The sequence below is a fragment of the Primorskyibacter sedentarius genome (genome assembly GCF_004342065.1).
In the GTDB taxonomy this organism is placed as follows: domain Bacteria; phylum Pseudomonadota; class Alphaproteobacteria; order Rhodobacterales; family Rhodobacteraceae; genus Primorskyibacter; species Primorskyibacter sedentarius.
On the sequence record NZ_SLZU01000011.1, the window covers coordinates 1 to 18,942 of the forward strand.

General features: G+C 60.4%; 17 protein-coding genes and 1 pseudogene. 8 read left to right on the plus strand and 10 right to left on the minus strand.

Going from position 1 to position 18,942, the window contains the following annotated elements:
• Window positions 1-563, minus strand: a 563-nt coding sequence (locus EDD52_RS14580) for a UPF0758 domain-containing protein (protein ID WP_424449918.1), incomplete at its 3' end; no start/stop codon positions are given.
• A 1,041-nt stretch (window positions 564-1,604) separates the two neighbouring features.
• On the opposite strand from EDD52_RS14580, the gene EDD52_RS14585 reads away from it, so the two are divergent.
• Entirely contained in the window at window positions 1,605-2,339 is a 735-nt protein-coding gene (locus EDD52_RS14585) for an aspartate/glutamate racemase family protein (RefSeq protein WP_132246243.1), read from the plus strand.
• Between the two features lie 6 nt (window positions 2,340-2,345).
• On the opposite strand, the gene EDD52_RS14590 is transcribed toward EDD52_RS14585, so the two are convergent.
• The 3 genes from EDD52_RS14590 to EDD52_RS14600 all read right to left on the minus strand — a co-directional run bounded on the left by EDD52_RS14590 (window position 2,346) and on the right by EDD52_RS14600 (window position 5,872).
• The gene (locus tag EDD52_RS14590) at window positions 2,346-3,158 is read right to left on the minus strand and encodes a helix-turn-helix domain-containing protein (RefSeq protein WP_165907553.1); all 813 of its coding nucleotides are present in this window, start codon (window positions 3,156-3,158) and stop codon (window positions 2,346-2,348) included.
• Window positions 3,159-3,333: 175 nt separating this feature from the next.
• Window positions 3,334-4,761, minus strand: a complete 1,428-nt coding sequence (locus EDD52_RS14595) for an alanine/glycine:cation symporter family protein (protein ID WP_132246247.1) — start codon at window positions 4,759-4,761, stop codon at window positions 3,334-3,336.
• Between the two features lie 145 nt (window positions 4,762-4,906).
• Entirely contained in the window at window positions 4,907-5,872 is a 966-nt protein-coding gene (locus EDD52_RS14600; protein ID WP_132246249.1) for an asparaginase domain-containing protein, read from the minus strand.
• Window positions 5,873-6,094: 222 nt separating this feature from the next.
• Between EDD52_RS14600 and EDD52_RS14605 the strand changes: the two genes are divergently transcribed.
• The gene (locus tag EDD52_RS14605; RefSeq protein ID WP_132246251.1) at window positions 6,095-7,444 is read left to right on the plus strand and encodes an aspartate ammonia-lyase; all 1,350 of its coding nucleotides are present in this window, start codon (window positions 6,095-6,097) and stop codon (window positions 7,442-7,444) included.
• A gap of 446 nt (window positions 7,445-7,890) precedes the next feature.
• Entirely contained in the window at window positions 7,891-8,973 is a 1,083-nt protein-coding gene (locus EDD52_RS14610) for an NAD(P)/FAD-dependent oxidoreductase (protein ID WP_132246253.1), read from the plus strand.
• A 172-nt stretch (window positions 8,974-9,145) separates the two neighbouring features.
• Here EDD52_RS14610 and EDD52_RS14615 read toward each other — a convergent pair whose 3' ends face one another.
• Window positions 9,146-9,607 carry an Lrp/AsnC family transcriptional regulator gene (locus EDD52_RS14615; protein WP_132246542.1) on the minus strand — a complete coding sequence of 154 codons (462 nt, stop codon included), beginning with the start codon at window positions 9,605-9,607 and terminating at the stop codon, window positions 9,146-9,148.
• A 116-nt stretch (window positions 9,608-9,723) separates the two neighbouring features.
• Here EDD52_RS14615 and EDD52_RS14620 point away from each other — a divergent pair, with 116 nt between their 5' ends.
• Together EDD52_RS14620 and EDD52_RS14625 are read left to right on the plus strand one after the other, a co-directional pair.
• Window positions 9,724-10,641, plus strand: coding sequence for a DMT family transporter (locus tag EDD52_RS14620; protein WP_207906033.1), 918 nt, complete (start codon window positions 9,724-9,726; stop codon window positions 10,639-10,641).
• 12 nt (window positions 10,642-10,653) lie between these two features.
• Window positions 10,654-11,835 carry an amino acid aminotransferase gene (locus EDD52_RS14625; RefSeq protein WP_132246255.1) on the plus strand — a complete coding sequence of 394 codons (1,182 nt, stop codon included), beginning with the start codon at window positions 10,654-10,656 and terminating at the stop codon, window positions 11,833-11,835.
• A gap of 48 nt (window positions 11,836-11,883) precedes the next feature.
• Here EDD52_RS14625 and EDD52_RS14630 read toward each other — a convergent pair whose 3' ends face one another.
• Window positions 11,884-12,177, minus strand: coding sequence for a hypothetical protein (locus EDD52_RS14630; RefSeq protein WP_165907554.1), 294 nt, complete (start codon window positions 12,175-12,177; stop codon window positions 11,884-11,886).
• Window positions 12,178-12,714: 537 nt separating this feature from the next.
• Between EDD52_RS14630 and EDD52_RS24025 the strand changes: the two are divergent.
• From EDD52_RS24025 to kce, 3 genes and pseudogenes are all read left to right on the plus strand, one after another.
• Window positions 12,715-12,942: pseudogene (locus EDD52_RS24025) on the plus strand (3-hydroxyacyl-CoA dehydrogenase NAD-binding domain-containing protein); the annotation flags it as partial.
• A 58-nt stretch (window positions 12,943-13,000) separates the two neighbouring features.
• Window positions 13,001-13,171 (plus strand): hypothetical protein, encoded by a 171-nt coding sequence (locus tag EDD52_RS24030; RefSeq protein WP_243651964.1) that lies wholly within the window; start codon window positions 13,001-13,003, stop codon window positions 13,169-13,171.
• A gap of 3 nt (window positions 13,172-13,174) precedes the next feature.
• Window positions 13,175-14,107 carry a 3,5-dioxohexanoate:acetyl-CoA acetone transferase gene (gene kce, locus EDD52_RS14640; protein WP_132246261.1) on the plus strand — a complete coding sequence of 311 codons (933 nt, stop codon included), beginning with the start codon at window positions 13,175-13,177 and terminating at the stop codon, window positions 14,105-14,107.
• 283 nt (window positions 14,108-14,390) lie between these two features.
• On the opposite strand, the gene EDD52_RS14645 is transcribed toward kce, so the two are convergent.
• The 4 genes from EDD52_RS14645 to EDD52_RS14660 all read right to left on the minus strand — a co-directional run bounded on the left by EDD52_RS14645 (window position 14,391) and on the right by EDD52_RS14660 (window position 18,942).
• Window positions 14,391-15,212, minus strand: coding sequence for an ATP-binding cassette domain-containing protein (locus tag EDD52_RS14645; RefSeq protein ID WP_132246263.1), 822 nt, complete (start codon window positions 15,210-15,212; stop codon window positions 14,391-14,393).
• A gap of 1 nt (window position 15,213) precedes the next feature.
• Window positions 15,214-16,338 carry an ABC transporter permease gene (locus tag EDD52_RS14650; protein ID WP_132246265.1) on the minus strand — a complete coding sequence of 375 codons (1,125 nt, stop codon included), beginning with the start codon at window positions 16,336-16,338 and terminating at the stop codon, window positions 15,214-15,216.
• 87 nt (window positions 16,339-16,425) lie between these two features.
• Complete coding sequence (locus EDD52_RS14655; protein WP_132246267.1) at window positions 16,426-17,376, minus strand: sugar ABC transporter substrate-binding protein; 951 nt, start codon at window positions 17,374-17,376, stop codon at window positions 16,426-16,428.
• Window positions 17,377-17,808: 432 nt separating this feature from the next.
• Window positions 17,809-18,942 (minus strand): Gfo/Idh/MocA family protein, encoded by a 1,134-nt coding sequence (locus EDD52_RS14660; protein WP_132246269.1) that lies wholly within the window; start codon window positions 18,940-18,942, stop codon window positions 17,809-17,811.

The window sequence follows — 18,942 nt, forward strand, 5'->3', positions numbered from 1 at the left end:
TCCAGCACCTTTGCCTGTGCCATGCGCTGTGCAAGGGCCTCAACGATCCGTAATTGCAGGTAGACCTTCTTTGTCGCGCCCTCAACCTGCAAGAGGCGATGCTCGGAGGCTGCCACCACGCCGTTCAAATCTCCGAAGGTCGCCAGCAGGCGCTTGGCGAGCGGTTTGACATCGATGCGCGCAATCGCGTTGAAGAGCAGAAGCTCCAGCAATTCGTATTCAGGCATGGCCTTGTGCCCGCCCGCGAGAAACCGGGTCCGCAGTCTTTCGCGGTGCCCCCAGTAATGCGGACGCGCGTTGCCATGCTCGTCCTTCAGCACCCCGCCCCCTGCGGCGGCATCCGGCGACAGGCGGTCGGTATGCTTATACGTTGGCATGTAGGCCGGTCTGGTCGCGGATCCCGGCGGAGGAATGCGCGCCTCAAGATCCGCCAGCCCCTGCATTGCCGCCTCAGAAAACCCGGTCACGGGGTCTGCCTTCGATTGCCCGCTGGCGGCTGTGCGCTCGGGCCAAAGATGCTTCTTCATCTGCTGAGCGAGCTGGTCCTTGATGGATCTGGTCATCGTCCGGCGCCGCACAGGACGATTGCACAAGACGTAGCGGGTTCGCAATTCCTCATGGTCGTAGCTTCTCGTCAATTGAAGGACCGACGGATGGTGATCAGAAGACGGTTAATGCGTTGTTAAAAGGGCGAGAGAAGATGGCGTTTATAGGAAAATTGGTAAAAATCTTCAACAAACTGTGTCCTTTATGACTACGCGCAAATGAGATCGCATTTGGCATGGGCCTGCCTGACCGAACAGGAGAGCATAAGCGCGCAGCGGGAGTCCGAAGCCCCGCGTTAGAATGCTGACGTCCTCAACGACGCCATTGAACCAGATACAGCATAGGTCAATGGGGACCTCCGTCAGCCTCAGACACGCCTCAGAACCCAATTATGCTGCTAGCACTCGAAATTGGGTTTTCCTGCTGGGCGGACCACATTCCGATCTGACAGCCGATGCAGAACAGCGATGGCCTTTCTCGCTACCAGGTTTCTGGCAGACCCTAATGCGATGACCGCGTACAAGCTTTTGGTATTGCGCGAGCCGCTCGAACGGCTGATTGTTCACGAAGCGGCGCAGCGCCACAATGGCGCCGACATGGCCCGCCCCGCCGCTATTGGCGCTTTTTCGCCAAAGATAAGGTACAGCCGTTCTGCATCACTTTCTACTTTGCCTTGCTGCGAAATCTGCCCTCTGACGACACGGCTAAGGCAGCCGAACGGTCGGGAGGGCCAATGAACTATCTGCGTGGCTTCACCATTCGGCAGATGGAAAACCCATCTGATCGACGCGACACCAATCGAAGACCTATTCGATGGTCTTCGCGGCCCAACAGGCCATCTCTGTTGCTATCGTCCATGTGGCAGCACTAAGACTGGCGCGCGCCGTGCCTCGGGAAGAGCTACATGGCAACGGACGCTGATGGACGCCATCTTTGGCACAGGTAGAGACGCCTCGACGCGTCCCTGCGAAAGCCCATTTCAATTCGGTTTCTGATGAAATGCCCGTGGTCGGCGGAGAGTTTCGACACGGCGAGCGCGCTTGACGGAGATGTGACTTATGACAGCGTTGGAAATCCTGCCGCGCAGCGAACGCCGCCGGATCGGGCTGGTCGCGGGGTCCGGCCCCGAAGCCGGCGTGGACCTTTGGATGAAGGTCATCGAAGAGACCAAGTCGCTGCTGGGCGAAAGGTATCTTGGCGATCTCGACGGGCCATATGTGCGCATCGTCTCGTCGCCCGTACTTGGGCTCTCGATGGAGCTTGAGAGCAATGACATCGCCGTCTGGCCGGAGCTTGAACGGGCCTTCGACGACCTTGCGACGCAGTCGGATTTCATCGCCATCGCCTGCAACACGCTGAATTACTACGAGCACCAGATCAAAGCTGTGCCGCGCACGGCCGAGATGATCTCGGTCTGCGATGTGGTCGAGGCGTATCTCGAAGACCGGGGACTGTCCTCTGTGGCGCTTCTGGGGGCTGCGCCGGTGACGAAAATGGACCGGTGGTCCGCCTATCACCGGCTCGCCGACAAGTTTGAGGTCGAGACCCCGAAAGACCCTGCGCTTCTGCACCAGATCATCTATGACGTGAAACGCTTTGGGGGCACGCATTCTGACATGATGTTCCGCTTCTACGATCTGATCGGCACGCTGGAGAGCGAGACGGTCTTGCTCGCCTGCACCGAACTGCCGCTTATCCCTTGCGGCGAAACGGGCAAGGATCTGGTGGATGTCACCAGGCTGCTTGCCCGCGGGCTGGTAGAGAAATCCGTCCTCCCGCCTGTGCAGCGTTAGACAGGATCAGCCGGGCGCCGCCATCAGCAGATGCGACGCCGGATCGCTGTGACCGGAAATCATCCGCTTGACCATGTCCGGCACCTCATCATCATCCGGATCAAACAGCCCGCAAAGCGCCAGCGACTTGCGGGGATTGACTTGCGTGCCAAGGAACTCCATCGCGATCTGGGTCGCGGCAGGGGCACGGGTCGCATGGGCCGATACGCCCGACATGATGCCGCTGAGGTGGCGGATGCGGTTGGTGTAGCTGGGATAAAGGATGATCTGGATCACCTCGTTCCCGGTCAGCGTTTCCATCGCAGTGATGAACAGCCTGTCACCAAGCATGAAACAGCCGCCCTGATACTTGCAGGTAAAACCGCCATGGCCACGCCGCCCGATCACCTCCAGAGTCTTGACGTTCATGCTGTAGGAAGTGGGATAGATCCGCGTCAGCCCCTTGAGAACCTTGCCCGGGTTCGACATCGAATTGTAATAGGTGAAATAATAGCCGGAATAGGCTTCGAGCCGTGGCAGCGACGCCTGCAGGATCTTTTCGCTTTCGCTGCGCAACTGGTTGCGTTCGATATCGGCACCGCCACCTTGCGGCTTCAGCCGGATCAACTCCTGGAATCGGCTGTGCGGCATCAGCAGTTCGGCCTCTTCGACACCGAAGAAATCGCAAATCTTGCGCATCAGCCGCAACGAGGGCAGCGTCTGGCCGTTGAGGTAGCGATTGAACTGTGATCGGTTCGCCCCCAGCCTGCGGCAGACCTCGGCGATCGAGGGATGATAGCTGCACAGCAGCCGCAGGTTTTCTGGAAGATCTTTAGACAATCGCCCGCCTACCTTCAGGTCATGTTGCACAAAGTGGTAGCGCACTCGTTGCGGGATGGGAATGCCGGACTGCCGGATCGAAAATCGCTCCTGCGGCGACGGGACGCGGCACTGGGAAATGCATCAGGCCGCAGCGCGGTGCCGCAGCCTGTGCCGTTTTCATATCTGCCGGGGCTCAGGCCGCCGGTGCTTTCCATGCCTCGCGGTCAATATCGAGGTCAGCGAAGTCGTCCGGGTTCAGCACCGGGCGCTCCACACCGGCCTTGAGCTGGCGGCGGAAGTCGCGCAGAAGCCGCATCGCCACCGGGAAGAGCATCATGATCGCCAAGAGGTTGACCAGTGCAAGAATGCCCATCATCGGATCAGAGAAGAAGAACACCGAGGTCGCCGCCGGTGCCATGGCCCCGAGGAAGACGATGCCGATGATTGCGATCCGCAGAACCAGGACGCCCATCGGGTTCTTGGTCAGCACGGTCATCGCGTTCTCGCCCAGGTAGTAGTTGTAGATCACCGACGAGAAGGCAAAGAGCAGGATTGCCGCCGTCAGGAAATACTGCGCCCATCCGCCCAGATGCGAAACCATGCTCTGCTGGGTCAGGGCCACGCCGTCGATGCCCTCTGCGCCCGGCACATAGACATCCCCCAAAAGGATCACGAACGCCGTACACGAGCAGATGATGATTGTATCGATGAAGACCGAGAAGGACTGCGTGATGCCCTGACTAATCGGATGGCGCACTTCTGCGGTCGCCGCGACGTTGGGCGCCGAGCCAAGACCGGCCTCGTTCGAGAACAGCCCGCGGCGCAGACCCTGTGCGATGGCCGCCCCCATGCCGCCACCGACGGCTTCCTGAAAGCCAAAGGCATTGGCGACGATGTCATAGATCACGCCAGGAACGCTGGTGATGTTCAGCAATATCACGGCCGCCGCCATGAGCAGATAACCGATGGCCATGACCGGCACGACGACATCCGCGACTTTCGCGATGCGGTGAATACCGCCGAAGATGATCACACCCGAAATGGCGGCAAGGCCGATGCCGGTCCAGATACGGTCGATGCCAAGGCTGTCCTGAACAGCGCCTGCAACGGTATTGCCCTGGAAGGCGTTGAAGCCGAGGCCGAAGGCGGCGATCAGGCAGACCGCATAGACAACCGCCAGCCAACGGTATTCCTTGCCCAGGCCGTGAATGATGGCCCGCGCCGGACCCCCGCGATAGGTTTTCTCGCCGACCTTGCGCTTGAATAGCTGCGCCAGCGAACATTCGACAAGGCTTGTCGCCATGCCGACCAGGGCGATGGCCCACATCCAGAACACGGCTCCGGGGCCGCCAAGCGTGATCGCCACCGCGACACCGGCAATATTGCCGCCGCCCACACGCCCGCCGACTGAAACCAGCAGCGCCTCGCGGGCGGAAATCTGGTCCGGATCACCGGTGTTGTTCTTGTTTGAAAGCACGCGGAACATGCGCGTGAAATACTCGAACTGCACAAAGCCAGTTGCGATGGTGATAAAGCACCCGAAAATCACCAGGATCGGAATCAGTGACCAGCCCCATGTCAGGTCTCCGATCTTGCCGAAGATCAACTCCAGAAATTCCATTGTTCATGTCCCTCAGTTATGCGGTGTTCCGCCATTGATGAGTGAACCCTACGTAACAATGCAGGGTTTGGCCCTTCACTACCCTGCGTTGATGACACGCGGATTGGTGCCAAACCAGCATCAACTAGCGAGGGGCGAGGGCTGCCTACCCCCCTTCTGAAGGGTCGAGCATCTCTCCGCATTGGCTGGTGCCGAGGAACTTGCTACGGGTTTCAAAACCGGGCGAAAGGCTCAGGGCGAACTGCATTTTTGCAAACGCCATCTCTGGGCTCATGTCGCGCCCATCGACCACGCCGGTCTCCTGCAGCACCTTACCCGCCGCGTAAGTGCCCAAGCGCATCCCGCCCTCGGGGCATTGGCTGACCGCGAGAACCGGCACCTGCCGTGCAAAAGCCGATTGCAACGCCGCGCGCATCTCGGGCGTGTCAGGGGCCGTCCCCGACCCGAAACAGCGCAGCACCAGCCCTTCACAGGCCTCGGCCGCAAGCGCGAAAAGCGACGTGCAGCAACCGGGGGCGACAGACAGTATCCCGACCTTGTGGGTGCGGACATCGTTCAGCGAGGGGTGCGTGGCGGCCAGCAGCGGTGGGCTGTCGCTGGCTGTGTCTTCGAAGGCGTCAAAGGCCCGGGAATGCGACTTTCGCACCCGCGCACCATGTAGAAGACGCCCACCAAACTGGACCCATACGCCTTGTTTTGCTGTCCTTGCGACGTCCAGCGCCGCGATCAGGTTGGCGCCCCCGTCATTGCCCTCCACCGTCAGCGGCAGCATGGCGCCGGTCACGATGACCGGCTTGCGCAACCCTGCCAACGCCAAACAAAGCGCCGCAGCGGTATAGGCCAGCGTGTCGGTGCCATGGGTCACGACAAAGGCTTCATGCCTTTCTGACGCGTGATGGATGGTTTGCGCCACGCGTCGCCAGTCCTCGGGCGTGGCCTGGGCGGAATCGATCAGCGGATCAAGGCGGAGGATCTCGACCGGCCCCGCGACCTGTCCGCTGGCGATCAGATCGGCCACCGCATCTTCGACAATCCCAGCCCGGGGCGCGAAGCCATGTTCGGTCTGCTCCATGCCGATGGTGCCGCCGGTGTGTATCAAGAGGATGGACATCATGCTGCCTCGGCTGTTGCTGACGCGCGCCGCGCCGTTTCCACAAGTAATGCCCCGGATCTCCCCCTGCGGACCAGATGCCATGGTGTCAGCGCCGTTTGCAGGCCTTGCCCAAAAGAGCGCCAACCAGCATCAAAATTGATCGACATGCGAACTCCCCTACTTGCCGAAAGGCAGCCGTCGGGCGACATCTGCCGTTGAAACGCAATCGAGGAAAGCGACATGCGCAAGGAACACGATTCTCTCGGCGACCGCGAAGTGCCCGATGATGCTCTTTACGGTATTCACTCGCTTCGGGCGCAGGAGAATTTTCGGATCTCCGGCGTTCTGCTCTCGGATTTCCCTGAACTTGTCCGTGCGCTTGCCATGGTCAGGAAGGCCGCCGCAAGCGCAAACCGCAGGCTTGGCGTGCTGCCACTTGCCAAGGCCGAAGCCATCGCCGTGGCCTGCGACACGCTGATTTCGGATCAGCATCACGATGCTTTCATCGTTGACATGATGCAGGGCGGCGCGGGCACCTCGACCAACATGAACGCCAACGAAGTGATCGCAAACCTCGGGCTGCGGTCGATGGGCCATGCGCTTGGCGATTACCGCCACCTGCACCCCAATGACGACGTGAACAAGTCGCAATCAACCAATGATGTCTACCCGACCGCGCTCCGCCTCGCAGTGCTTCAGAAAATGCCCGCGCTCACCGCCGAACATCAGCGCCTGCGCGATGCGTTCGAGGCCAAGGCGGCCGAGTTCGACGGCATCGCCAAGGTCGGCCGCACGCAGTTGCAGGATGCGGTGCCGATGACGCTTGGCCAGGAGTTCCGTTCCTTCGCCAATACGATCGACGAGGATATCGACCGGCTGCAGGACGTGGCCAAGCTGTTGACCGAGGTCAATCTGGGCGGCACGGCCATCGGCACCAGCGTGAACACCCCACCGAATTATACCGAGGTGGCGGTGGCGCAACTGGCGCAGATCAGCGGATGGCCACTGAAGCCCGCGCGCAATCTGGTCGAGGCGTCGTCCGATCTTGGCGCCTTCGTCGCCTTTTCGGGCATTCTCAAACGGGTCGCGGTGAAGCTGTCGAAGATCTGCAACGACCTGCGCCTGCTCAGTTCAGGCCCCCGCTCCGGTATCGGCGAAATCCATCTGCCCCCGGTGCAGGCGGGGTCCTCGATCATGCCCGGCAAGGTCAATCCGGTGATCCCGGAAGTCGTGAACCAGGTCGCTTTTCAGGTGATCGGCAACGATTTGACGGTCACGATGGCGGCAGAGGCCGGACAGCTGCAGCTTAACGCGATGGAGCCCGTTGCGATCTTCAACATCCTGCAGTCCATCCGCATTCTGAAACGCGCCATGACGTGCCTGACCGACCGCTGCGTGGTCGGCATCGAGGCCGACGAGGCCCGGTGCGGCGCGCTTTTGGAAAACAGTCTGGCGCTGGCAACATCGCTGGTTCCGATCATCGGCTACGAAGAGGCCGCTCGGGTCGCGAAGCACGCGCTAAACACCGGCGTTTCGGTGCCCGATGCATTGTCAGCACTCGGCATCGAGGCGAATGTCGATTTGAGTTGACGTGATAGACCGCCGTACCGTTTGCTTCGGCAGCAATGGTTTGGCGACTATCTCACGCACCAACATCGCGCAGGCCGCGCCATGCGAAGACCACTCACGCCATCAGCATTCTGAGGTTCTACCCGCTGCTTTAAAGGCGCAGAAATGCACTGTCCCGCCCCCCCTGTCGCTGGAGACACAACTGTGCCCCCCTGATCGCCGCAAAAAGGGCGGGCCGCGGTCAACCGATCCGAGCCGCGATCCCCGCGCCGCTTGTATTTTGCCGTCAATCTACCACTGCACTGCTGTAAATCGGCAGCCAGAGCAGGCTGCCCAAGTATCTGCGCAATCTGAAAGAAATGACGGACGCCGCCTAGCCCCCGTCAGCGCCCCGTTTAATGTCAAATCTAACGTGGCCTTTGATTCGGACCGTCGGCCCAGTGCCCCCCCGGAAAGGAACCTTCATAATGTCCAAACGCATTGCCATCGTCGGAGGCGGCTATCTTGGGGCCGATCTGGCCAAGTCGCTTGATGACACCGCCGACATCACCCTGATCGAACCGCGCAGCCATTTCGTGCATGCCCCCGCGATGATCCGAGCTGTTGTCGATCCATCCCTGCTTGACCGCGCGTTGATCCCCTATGACCGCTTGCTTAGCCGCGGCCGTGTCTTGCGCGACCGTGCAAGCGGCATTGATGCCAATGGCGTGACGCTGGCCGATGGTCAGAAGGTCGAGGCCGATTACATCGTCGTCGCCACCGGCTCGTCCAATGCTACGCCCTTCAAGCCTGTGGGCGACGATATCGACGGGCTGCGGCAGGCCAACCAGCGCATTCACGGCCAGCTCAAGGCGGCGCAGTCCATCGGCATCGTCGGTGCCGGGGCCGTGGGCATCGAACTGGCCGGAGAGATCGCCTTTGCCATGCCGGACAAGAAAATCACGCTGATCTCGGACAATGACCGCCTGTTTCCGACCATGCCGGAAAAGCTCGGCACCGCATTGGCGGGTAAGCTGCGCGACGCCGGCGTGACCATCGAGTTTGGACAAAGGGCGGAGGATCTGCAAAGCCTGACCGAACCCTTCAGCGGTCGCCTGAAGCTTTCGGACGGGTCGGAACACGGGTTCGACCTGATTTTCCCGGTTCTCGGCTCCCGCGCCAGTTCCGCTCTGGTCACCGGCCTGCCCGGCGCTCAGACAAGCGGCGCGAACCGGGTCAAGGTGGACGCGTGGCTGCGCCCCTCATCACTGCCCAATGTCTTTGCTGCCGGGGACGTGGCCGATGCGGGCGACGGCATGACCATCGTCGCCATAAGCCGCGAATTACCCTGGCTCAAGGCCACATTGAAGGGGCTGATGGCAGGCAAACAGCTGGAAGAGATCAAGCCCTACAAGCCATGGGGTTCCAAGGCCCCGATCCTTGTGCCGCTTGGCCCCAAGCGCGGCAATTCTTTCCTGAGCCTGTTCACCGCCGGGGATTTCGTGACACGCAAGCTGAAGGGCAAGGACCTGTTCATCACGAAGTACAACAAGCTGCTGAAGCGGGACTGATAAAGGGTGGTCGGGGGGAGATAAGGCCGCTCGCTCCTTGCTTGCAAACCAAGGAAGAAAATTGACTGACAGGGCCTAACCTAATGCCACCCATAACGGCGCCCCTGTCACGAAACTGAAGATGAAATCGAATGGCAGGACGTCGACGCCCCACCACTCGAAACATCGCTCTTTACAGATCGGGGTGCGGGAGTGTCATTGACCGTTTCACCGTGCCGTAGGCAAAGCTGGTATCAATCGATGCGATGCCGGGGATGCGGTGCAGACGTTCCCGGACGAACCGTTCGTAATCCGCGAGGTCCCGGGTCAATACCCGAAGAATGTAATCGTCGCTTCCCGTGACGACATAGCAATCCAGGATTTGGTCAATCCCGCGGATCCTGGCCTCGAACGCCTGCACCGCCTTGCCGGTATGTTCGGACAGTCGAATACGCACAAAGACCGTGATAGGCAGTCCGAACGCGTCCTCATCAACAATCGCGGTATACCCCTTGATCACGCCTGCCGCTTCGAGCGCGCGAGTTCGCCGCAAACACGGAGATGGCGACAGGTTTACAGCATCCGCCAAATCCTGATTGGTGAGTCGGCCATTTTCTTGCAATGCCCGGATAATTTGCAGGTCTTTCCGGTCCATTTTCCCGAATTTCTTAGCAGAACATGCCAAGATTGTATCTTTTCGAGCAATAGTTAGCAACTAAATGCCTCGGTCGATCGTGTAGCCTGAAGACATCTTCAACCGGACCTGTTGCCATGTCTTATGCGATCTCTTCCGTACCAAACCCAACCTCATCTGTTTTCTACCCCCGCGACACGGTCTTCGGATATTTCGCGATGGGGATCACCCTTTGCATCTGGGCGGGGTTTGCCTTGTCAGCACGGGCGACCGAGAGCTCTCATCTTGAAGTGGCCGATGTCGCGTTCATTCGCGCCTGCGTGCCCGCGCTCGTCCTCTGCCCTTTTCTTTGGCTCCGCCGGGAAAAGCTGCGAGCCCTTCCGTTGCGCTATGCGGCCACCATTGCCATCGGTGGCGGCGCGCCATTTTTCGCGTTGGCCGCCATCGGAGGGGCGCTCACCTCTGCAACCCATGTCGGTGCGTTGATCGCGGGAACGGTGCCGGTCTCGGTGGCCCTGCTGATCTGGGCGGGGACCGGGCGGCGGCCTACCTTCCGCGCGGCCTGCGCCCTATTGACGATTGCCTGCGGCGCGTTGCTGCTCCTCTTGTCATCAGACACCCATGACAGCCACATGGCATGGGGCGTTGTTAGCTTGCTGATGGCCAGCCTTGCCTGGGGTGCCTACACGATCGGTCTGCGCAACAGCGGGCTGGACCCGTTGACGGCAGGTGCCCTCGTCTCTGTGCCCTCTGCGGCGATACTCTTGCCCTTGATCGCAACGGGCACTGTGCCCACCGCGCTTGTCACCAGCCCTGTCAACGAATTGATCGCGTTCATCTTCGTGCAGGGCGTTGGGGTCGGCCTTGTGGCAAGCCTGACCTATACCACCGCGATCAGGCTGTTGGGAGCCGACAAATGCGCCGCCATCGGGGCCGCCGCACCTGCGCTGACGGCGGTTCTGGCCTGGCCCGTGCTGGGCGAAGCGCTCAGCATCCCCATTCTCGTCGCCGTCTGCGTCATTTGCGCTGGCATTTGGCGCGCGAACAAATCGTAGGAGCCTCAACCGATGCTGCATCACTTGCCCATACTGTCCCCTGATCCCATCTGGGGCCTCACTGCGGAATTTCAGGCCGATCCGCGCCCGGAAAAAATCGACCTGATCGTCGGTGTTTACCGCGACGAAACCGGGCAGACGCCCACGTTGAACGTCGTCAAAGAGGCCGAGCGTCAACTGGCGGCGACCGCGGGTTCCAAAGCTTACCGGCCCTTGGCTGGCAATGCGGCCTTCAACGCCTCTATGACACGGTTGCTGCTTGGCGACGGGGCCTCTTCGCTGGAACGGGCAGCGACAATCCAGACCGTAGGCGGCACCGGAGCGCTGCGGCTCTTGGGCGATTTTATCAAGCTCGCACAGCCAGAGGCCACGGTTTGGACAACGGATCCCGGATACATCAATCACCGCCCGATATTTGAAGCCGCGGGGCTGCACGTGCGCGACTATCACTGGCGCCAGCAAGCAGAAGGCATTGATGTCGAACTGGCCTTCAACAGTTTGGCGGACGCCCGGCCCGGAGACGTGCTGTTGATCCATGGCTGCTGTCACAATCCGTCGGGCATAGACCCAAGCGCCGAGGACTGGGCAGAGATCGCCGCGTTCTGCGCAAAGCGCGACGTGGTTCCATTGATTGACATCGCATATCTGGGCTTTGGCTTGGGGCTGGATGAAGACGCCGCAGGGCTGCGCCATCTGGTCGAGGCGCTGCCGCTGGTGCTGTGTGCCGCGAGCTGTTCCAAGAATATGGGGTTATATTGTGATCGCCTTGGGGCTGCGATGATCGTGGCGCCGAATTCAGGTGTGCTTGCGAACACGACCCGCAATCTGGAGAATCTGGGACGGACCAATTACTCCATGCCGCCGGAACACGCGGCGGCGGTGGCAAATATCGTGTTCAGCGCCAAGGATCAGTGGGCCGCCGAACTTGCCGCCATTCGCAACCGGGTGTCTTCTTTGCGCACCACATTCTGCGACACACTGGAAAGCATCGGCGCGCCAGCCTCGTTTCAGGCGTTGCGTCAACACAAGGGTATGTTCTCGATACTGCCACTGAGCCCCGCGCAGATGCAAAGGCTGCGTGCAGAACATGGTATCTACGGCAGCAATACCGGCCGCGTGAACATCGCCGGACTGCGCGCCGCAGATATCCCGATGGTCGCCGACGCAATCGTGAAAGTCGCGGCATACCACTGAGAAAGTGACGTCACGCCTCTGCTGCGCTCACCCGATACCAGCTTCTACCTACGTATTAGCGTGGTCATTTGGGGCGCAGCCAATGCCCCTTCGTCCGCATGTCCTGGCCTTCGATTGATCCGTCAGGGCGGGATGCAAACTGGCGTTGCGGTTCTGCGGGGACGGCGGCCATTGCAGGAAGCTGACGAAAAGAAGATCCGCCGGGAGGATCAGGACGAAGGGGACATTCCCACGAAAGGCAGGTTCAGGTTGGCAAGGATGACGAAGAGCTAAGCGTTCGGTCTTGAAGCCGTCCATGGGACCAGTCGATGCGATGGCGATGTCGATCAGGGCAAGTCCCATGCATTCGATGACCTCCCGCTCGGCACCAGGCGCGTGGTCGTGTTGGGGCCGAATGGTCAGGAGGCCGTCCGAGAGGCGTTCCAGTTCCTCGGCGAAATTGAGGACCCCGACCGCGTGGAGAGAGTCCACTCCCAGCTGATTCAGTTGAAAAGCTCGTGCTTTATCGACGGGTATCGGGCTGATCCAACCCGCGCATTTGGCGGGAGGATTTGCGATGATGGGACCAAGGCAGGGGGCGCAGCCGTGGCTACTCTACGAATTCTCCCTCTACGCCATCTGCATCAGTCGCGGCGAGGCAATTCCCCGACCAACCCAGCAAATGATAGACTTTTCCTTTCGCTCAGGTTCTTCTGACCGATAACTGAAATCACAGTTACTCAGGAGAGCGATGACGCCTCAAAGGCCGCGCTGCGCGCCAAAGACGCAGCCGCCCAGCAAGCGGCTGTTGTCCGCGATATTACCGATGCGCCCCTGAAACGCTATGAACAGGAGCGGGGCGGAACCTGACCCGGCCCCGATGCAACTGGAGAAGGCCGCATGAATGAAACAGTTGCCGTGAGTGGCTGCGGCCTGATCGGCCGGGCATGGACCATCGCCTTTGCCCGCGCGGGCTGTGATGTTCGGCTTTGGGATGCGAACCCCGCCGTGCTTGGCGCCGCGCATGGCTTGCTGGAAACGGCGTGTCTCGCGGCAGGCGCAGACCTTGCAATCCTGGCCCGCGTCAGCATCCACCAGACCCTCGCCGAGGCTGTGAGGGGGACGGTCTGGGTTCAGGAAAACGTCCCTGAAAAGCTCGACGTCAAACAGGCGATCTATGCCAACCATGGCACGGCTGGCAGACAGCAGCGCCCGGGGCGAGGCATTCACCCGGTCTTCCGCCGACAAGCTGGCAGCTGCCCTGCCCCCCGATCGCGTGGCAGACCTGCCGCTGTTGCGCGATCGCAATCTGGCCACGCTCGCGAATTTCCACACGACCCTCAACCAAAAGGACTGATCCATGGCGTCCAAACGCAAGGTCATCATCACCTGCGCCGTGACTGGCGCAATCCACACGCCCTCGATGTCGGAACACTTGCCTGTCACTGCACAGCAAATTGCCCAATCCGCCATTGAGGCCGCCGAGGCGGGTGCCGCTGTGGTTCACCTGCATGCCCGCGACCCCGAGGATGGCAGACCTGACCAAAGCCCCGAAGCGTTTACCCCCTTTCTGCAAGTCATCAAACAGCGGAGCGACGCCGTGGTGAACATCACCACCGGTGGTGCCCCCACCATGAGCATTCACGACAGGGTGCGCCCCGCCGCCACCTGGAAACCCGAACTTGCGTCACTCAACATGGGGTCGATGAATTTCGGCCTGTTCCCGATGCTCACGCGCTATGACGCGCAGTTGAAGCATCAGTGGGAACGCGACTACCTTGGCAACAAGGGGATCCTGTTCCGTAACACGTTCGAAGATATCGAACACATCCTCACCACGCTGACCGAGCATGGCACCCGCTTCGAATTTGAGTGCTACGACACGGCGCATCTTTATAATCTCAAGCATTTCCACGATGCAGGGCTGGTGAAAGGCCCGCTTTTCATCCAGACGGTTTTTGGCCTGATGGGCGGCATCGGGGCGCATTATGATGACGTCATGCACATGAAGCGGACCGCCGACCGGCTGTTTGGCGAAAATTACCGCTGGTCGGTGCTTGGCGCGGGCAAGAACCAACTGCCTATCGCCGCGATCTCGGCAGCCCTTGGTGGACATGTGCGTGTCGGGCTTGAAGATTCGCTCTGGGCCGGTCCCGGCGAGCTCGCCGAAACCAACGCCCAACAGGTCGTGGCCGCGCGCCAGATTATCGAAGGCCTTGGCCTCGAAGTTGCGCGCCCTGACGAGGCTCGCGAGTTGCTGGCACTGAAGGGTGCTGATGCCGTCGGGTTCTGAGCCCGCATTCGCCGCCATCCGAACGCCGCCCATGCGTGAGCTGCCGGAAGCTGGGCCTCCGGCAGTTTTCGAGATCGGGCTGAGGCCCACTATTGCCAGGCGCCCTCGCCACGTCGCGCATTGGTTTGCGTTGCCTTCAGGCCGGACTTTTGACCGGCGTGAAGGCAGACTTTCGCGAATATGCGCGGGCGCCACGAACACCCCTCCGGGCGCGACAAAAACCCCGCCATGACACAAGATGGCGGGGTCTCTTCGTTTTAATGGAGGTCAGGTATCGGTGCGGTCAAACGGTGCCGCCGAGCGACCCTTCAAGCTGCGCCAGTTCCTGCCCGCCAGCCATGAGGTCCTGCAGCTCTTCGGGAGTGATCTCGCCCCGTTTCGCCGTCCCCAATGTCTGACCGCGGTTGAGAACCGTAAACCGGTCACCCACCGCCAGGGCATGGCGCACGTTGTGGCTGATAAAGACCACGCCGATCCCCTGCTTGCGGACCCTGTCGATTGTCGCCAGCACATTGGAGGTCTGGCGCACGCCAAGTGCCGAGGTCGGCTCGTCGAGGATCAGGATTTTGGCACCAAAATGGACCGCCCGTGCAATCGCCACGGTCTGACGTTCGCCGCCCGACAGCGTGCCAACCGCCTGATCGGGCCCGCGCAGGTTGATGCCCATCTTGCGCATCTCTTCCATTGTCACGGCATCGGCATGCTTCTTGTCGAAGAACTTGATCCCAGCAACCGTGCGTTCCGGCTCGTTGCCCATGAAGAAGTTCCGCGAAACACTCATCAGCGGGATCATCGCCAGATGCTGGTGCACCGTGGCAATACCGGCAGAGATGGCATCGCGCGGGTCTTCGAAATGCATCGGCTTGCCTTCGAAGAAGATCTCGCCCGCGGTGGGTTTGTGCACGCCCGACATGGTCTTGATGAAGGTCGACTTGCCCGCGCCGTTATCTCCCAGCAGGCAATGGCATTCGCCGGGCTTCACATCGAAGCTGACACCGGCCAGCGCAATCACCCGGCCAAAGTGCTTTTCGATGTTCTTCATCTCGATGATCGGCCGGTCCTGATCCTTGGGGTCGCCGTGATGAAACGTGGTTTCCTCAGTCATCTCAACGTTCCCCCGTGATGATGCGACGGATATATGTGTTCAGGATAACAGCCCCCAGAAGGATCACGCCAAGGAACACGCGGAACAGCGAACTCTCGACACCGGCGAAAAACAGACCCTGCTGAACCACGCCGAAGATAAGCGCACCCAGTGCCGCCCCCAGAACCGAGCCATATCCGCCGGTCAGCAGCGCGCCACCAATAACCACCGCGATGATCGCCTCGAACTCCTTGAGCAGGCCGCGATCGGCCCCGGCGGACCCGAACTCCATCACCTGGCAGACGGCAAAGACCGTTGCGCAGAAGGCGGTAAACATGAACATCAGGATCTTGACGCGGTTGACCGGAACACCGGAGTTGCGGGCAGCCTCGGCGTCGCCACCGGCAGCGAAAATCCAGTTGCCGAACTTGGTCTTGGTCAGCAGCACATGGCCGAAAATGATCAGGATAATCGCCCAGACGATCAGCATTGGAATGCCGTCAACGACCGGCTGGCCCTGTTTGGTGCCGCGCTCGAAGGTCGCGATAAGCCCGGCATCACCCAGCCATGTGAACACATTGCCAAGGATCTTGCCGCCGAAAACCGGCGCGAGCCAGTCGCCTTCGGCCACGTCATTGATCCCGCCGATGATCGTCTTACGCTCGATGACCTGGGGCAGGAAAATGGTGAACCCGCGAAGAATGAAGAGGAATGCGAGCGTCACGATGAAACTTGGAAGCCCGGTGCGAATGACGATCCAGCCATTCAGCCCACCGATCGCCACGCATAAAACGAAGGTCATGATGATTGCGAGCCAGACCGGCAAGCCATAGGTGACCGAGAAAATCGCGATCATCATCCCGGCGAAGCCGATCATGGACCCCACGGAAAGGTCGAACTCTCCGGCGATCATCAAAAGGCAGGCACCGACGGCAATGATCATGAATTGCGCCGAGACGACGGACCAGTTCATGATCCCCTGACTGTTGAACATGCCGCTGTCGAAAGCAAACAGCAAAAAGAAAGTGAACACGGCAACTGTACCGACGATGCCACCCAGTTCGGGACGGATCAACGCTTTACGAAACGCAGAAATTTCTTTGATGCGTTCGTCGGGCTTTGCCGTGGGTTGGGCCGCGTTGGACATGCGACATCTCCCCAAATTGTTAGGATTCTTCTGGCGCGAAGTAGGGGGAAGGGTGCCTGATCGGCGGCACCCTTCCGATAGGTGGAATTAGCGGTATTCGCCCGCAAATTCCTCAATTTTTTCAAGGCCATCGGCGGTTACGAAGCCGGGGCCGGAATTGATGTTGTTGCCCGGCAGAACGCCGTAGCGATGGTAGTTGGTCATCACCACTACCGGCAGGTAGGCCTGCAGGAAGGGCTGTTGGTCGATACCCCATTCGATGACACCGCTCTTGATGCCTTCGACAATCTCGCCACCAAGGTCAAAGGTGCCGAAATAGATGTCACCGGCCATGCCGTTTTCTTCCAGCGCCAGAAGCGTCGGATCGGCAGAGGTCGGGCCAAGGGTCAGCACGGCGTCAGTGTCAGGATTGGACGAAAGGTACGCCATGACACGGTTCTTGATCTCACCCGGATCCTGGCCCGCATCGATCATCTGATTGCCAAGCTCGATGCCAAGACCATCGGCGAACCCCTGGCAACGTTCCTGCGAAGAAGGTTGCACGATGTAATGGTTCACACAGAGGAAAGAACCGATGCCATCGCCTTTGGCGCGCAGGCCAGCGGCATATCCGGCGTCGTATTCGGGCTGCCCGACATACATCAGCGCACCGATTTCGCGCGCCTTTTCGGGGCTGCCGGTGTTCATGATGATCACGTCGATGCCGCTGTCGACCGCATTGCGGATCGGGCCTTCAAGGATGTCAGGGTCAGCCAGCGTCGTGATGATACCATTCGGGCCCGAAGCTGCGGCCTGATCGATGATCCGCGCCATGTCGGCAAGGTCGCCGGTGGGCGGGTTGCGGTATTCGACCTCAACGCCCATCTGTTCGCCGGCCAGCGCAATGCCGTTCTTGATCGTGTTCCACCAGCTGTCACTATCCGGTGCGTGGCTGACGAGAATGTATTTCTCGCCTTCGGCGGACGCTCCCGTCGCCGCGATCATCGGCGCTGCGGCAACAGCCGTGACCATCGCCAGCTTCTTGATAATTGATGTCATGTTTTCCTCCCTTTTTTACTCCAACTCCGCGGCGGATTCGCCCCGTTCCTCACTGCCTAACGTAGCGTTAGTGCAGACATTTTGCAACCGGTTGCAGAATTAATTTCGAAGGCTGCATTCCGTTGCTCCATATCTTGATCGTTTCTATTTATTCACAACAACTTACGCGAAAGAAGCGCTTGTTCCCATGTCGCAAAAGGTTGCAGAAATGGCCGCGAACATCAACATGCGTTGTGGCGCATCTTTTTGCCTGATGCCTTGGTTCGGGACGCTTTGCGGCGCGATATGAAAAGGCGGATCGGGCACCGGGTCTGGCCCGAATTCCGTGCGCCCCTCTCTGGTGTCGGTCGAACCCGCAATGACTGCCATAGAAGGCACGAAATTGCACCGCGCTGCGGTTGAGCGGGGCACATCTCGCCCCGCTCCCTGACGTTAACGGAACATTGGCGGACGTGCGTCCATCCATGCGCCATCTTTGGCCGCCGAGGCCACGGCAGTGTGCACCGCCGCCATCGAGCGCACGCCGGCCTCCGCAAGGGGCAGCCCGTCGCGCGGCTCACCGGAAATGGCATCCGCAAGATCGCAATAGATATTGGCAACCGCCAACGGGAACCCTTCGGGATGGGCAATCGACACGCGGCTCAGCCGAGTTGCGTCTTCGTGCAGCCCAGCTTCGCCTTTTTCGATGATCTGCGTGCGGCCACCGACCGGTGTGTAGATCAGCTGGTTCGGCTGTTCCGATGCCCATCGCAGACCGCCGGTTTCACCGAAAATCTGGATGTCGAACCCGTGCTGCCGCCCAATGGCAACGGAGGAGGTCCAAAGCCGCCCGACAGTGCCCCCGGTCATGCGGAAGTTGACCATCGCGTCATCTTCCAATTCACGTGACGGGATGGTCGACACGAAATCGGCAGCAAGCGTTTCCACCTCGTCATCACAGACGAAGCTGGCCATATGCAAAGCGTGGATGCCGCAATCCGCAAACTGGCCCGAGACGCCGGCCATCTTGGGATCGTACCGCCAGCGCACGCGCGGATTGTCCGCGTCCGTTGCGTCGCCATGATGGCCGTGGCTGAAATTGGTGACCACCAGCCGCACCTTGCCTAGCTCTCCGGCCCGTACCATGGCGCGAGCCTGCCGGACCATGGGATAGGCGGAATAGCAGTAGTTTACCGCGCAGATCTTTCCGGACTTCTGCGCCACGCGCACAATTTCCTCGCCCTCTTCGACCGTCATGGTCATCGGCTTTTCGCACAGCACGTTGAAGCCCGCTTCGAGAAACGCCTTGGTGATCTCGAAATGGGTTGCATTGGGCGTAGCGACTGTCACCAGGTCGATCCGATCATCGCGACCTTTCTCGCCCGCCAGCATCTCTTTCCAGTCGCCATAGGCGCGGTCTGCAGCCATGCCGAGCCTTTGCCCATAAGCGCGGCCTTCGTCGGCCCGGTGATCGAGCGCGCCGGCAGTAAGTTCAAAGCGTCCGTCGGCAAGCGCGCCCAGACGATGAGCTGGCCCGATCTGGCTGCCTTCGCCGCCGCCGATCATGCCCCATTTGAGTTTGGCCAT

Coding starts and splice junctions, on each gene's coding strand:
- EDD52_RS14585 (WP_132246243.1), top strand. CDS start 1,605: ATGACAGCGTTGGAAATCCTGCCGCGCAGCGAACGCCGCCGGATCGGG.
- EDD52_RS14595 (WP_132246247.1), bottom strand. CDS start 4,761: ATGGAATTTCTGGAGTTGATCTTCGGCAAGATCGGAGACCTGACATGG.
- EDD52_RS14600 (WP_132246249.1), bottom strand. CDS start 5,872: ATGTCCATCCTCTTGATACACACCGGCGGCACCATCGGCATGGAGCAG.
- EDD52_RS14605 (WP_132246251.1), top strand. CDS start 6,095: ATGCGCAAGGAACACGATTCTCTCGGCGACCGCGAAGTGCCCGATGAT.
- EDD52_RS14610 (WP_132246253.1), top strand. CDS start 7,891: ATGTCCAAACGCATTGCCATCGTCGGAGGCGGCTATCTTGGGGCCGAT.
- EDD52_RS14615 (WP_132246542.1), bottom strand. CDS start 9,607: ATGGACCGGAAAGACCTGCAAATTATCCGGGCATTGCAAGAAAATGGC.
- EDD52_RS14620 (WP_207906033.1), top strand. CDS start 9,724: ATGTCTTATGCGATCTCTTCCGTACCAAACCCAACCTCATCTGTTTTC.
- EDD52_RS14625 (WP_132246255.1), top strand. CDS start 10,654: ATGCTGCATCACTTGCCCATACTGTCCCCTGATCCCATCTGGGGCCTC.
- EDD52_RS14630 (WP_165907554.1), bottom strand. CDS start 12,177: ATGGGACTTGCCCTGATCGACATCGCCATCGCATCGACTGGTCCCATG.
- EDD52_RS24030 (WP_243651964.1), top strand. CDS start 13,001: ATGGCACGGCTGGCAGACAGCAGCGCCCGGGGCGAGGCATTCACCCGG.
- kce (WP_132246261.1), top strand. CDS start 13,175: ATGGCGTCCAAACGCAAGGTCATCATCACCTGCGCCGTGACTGGCGCA.
- EDD52_RS14645 (WP_132246263.1), bottom strand. CDS start 15,212: ATGACTGAGGAAACCACGTTTCATCACGGCGACCCCAAGGATCAGGAC.
- EDD52_RS14650 (WP_132246265.1), bottom strand. CDS start 16,338: ATGTCCAACGCGGCCCAACCCACGGCAAAGCCCGACGAACGCATCAAA.
- EDD52_RS14655 (WP_132246267.1), bottom strand. CDS start 17,376: ATGACATCAATTATCAAGAAGCTGGCGATGGTCACGGCTGTTGCCGCA.
- EDD52_RS14660 (WP_132246269.1), bottom strand. CDS start 18,942: ATGGCCAAACTCAAATGGGGCATGATCGGCGGCGGCGAAGGCAGCCAG.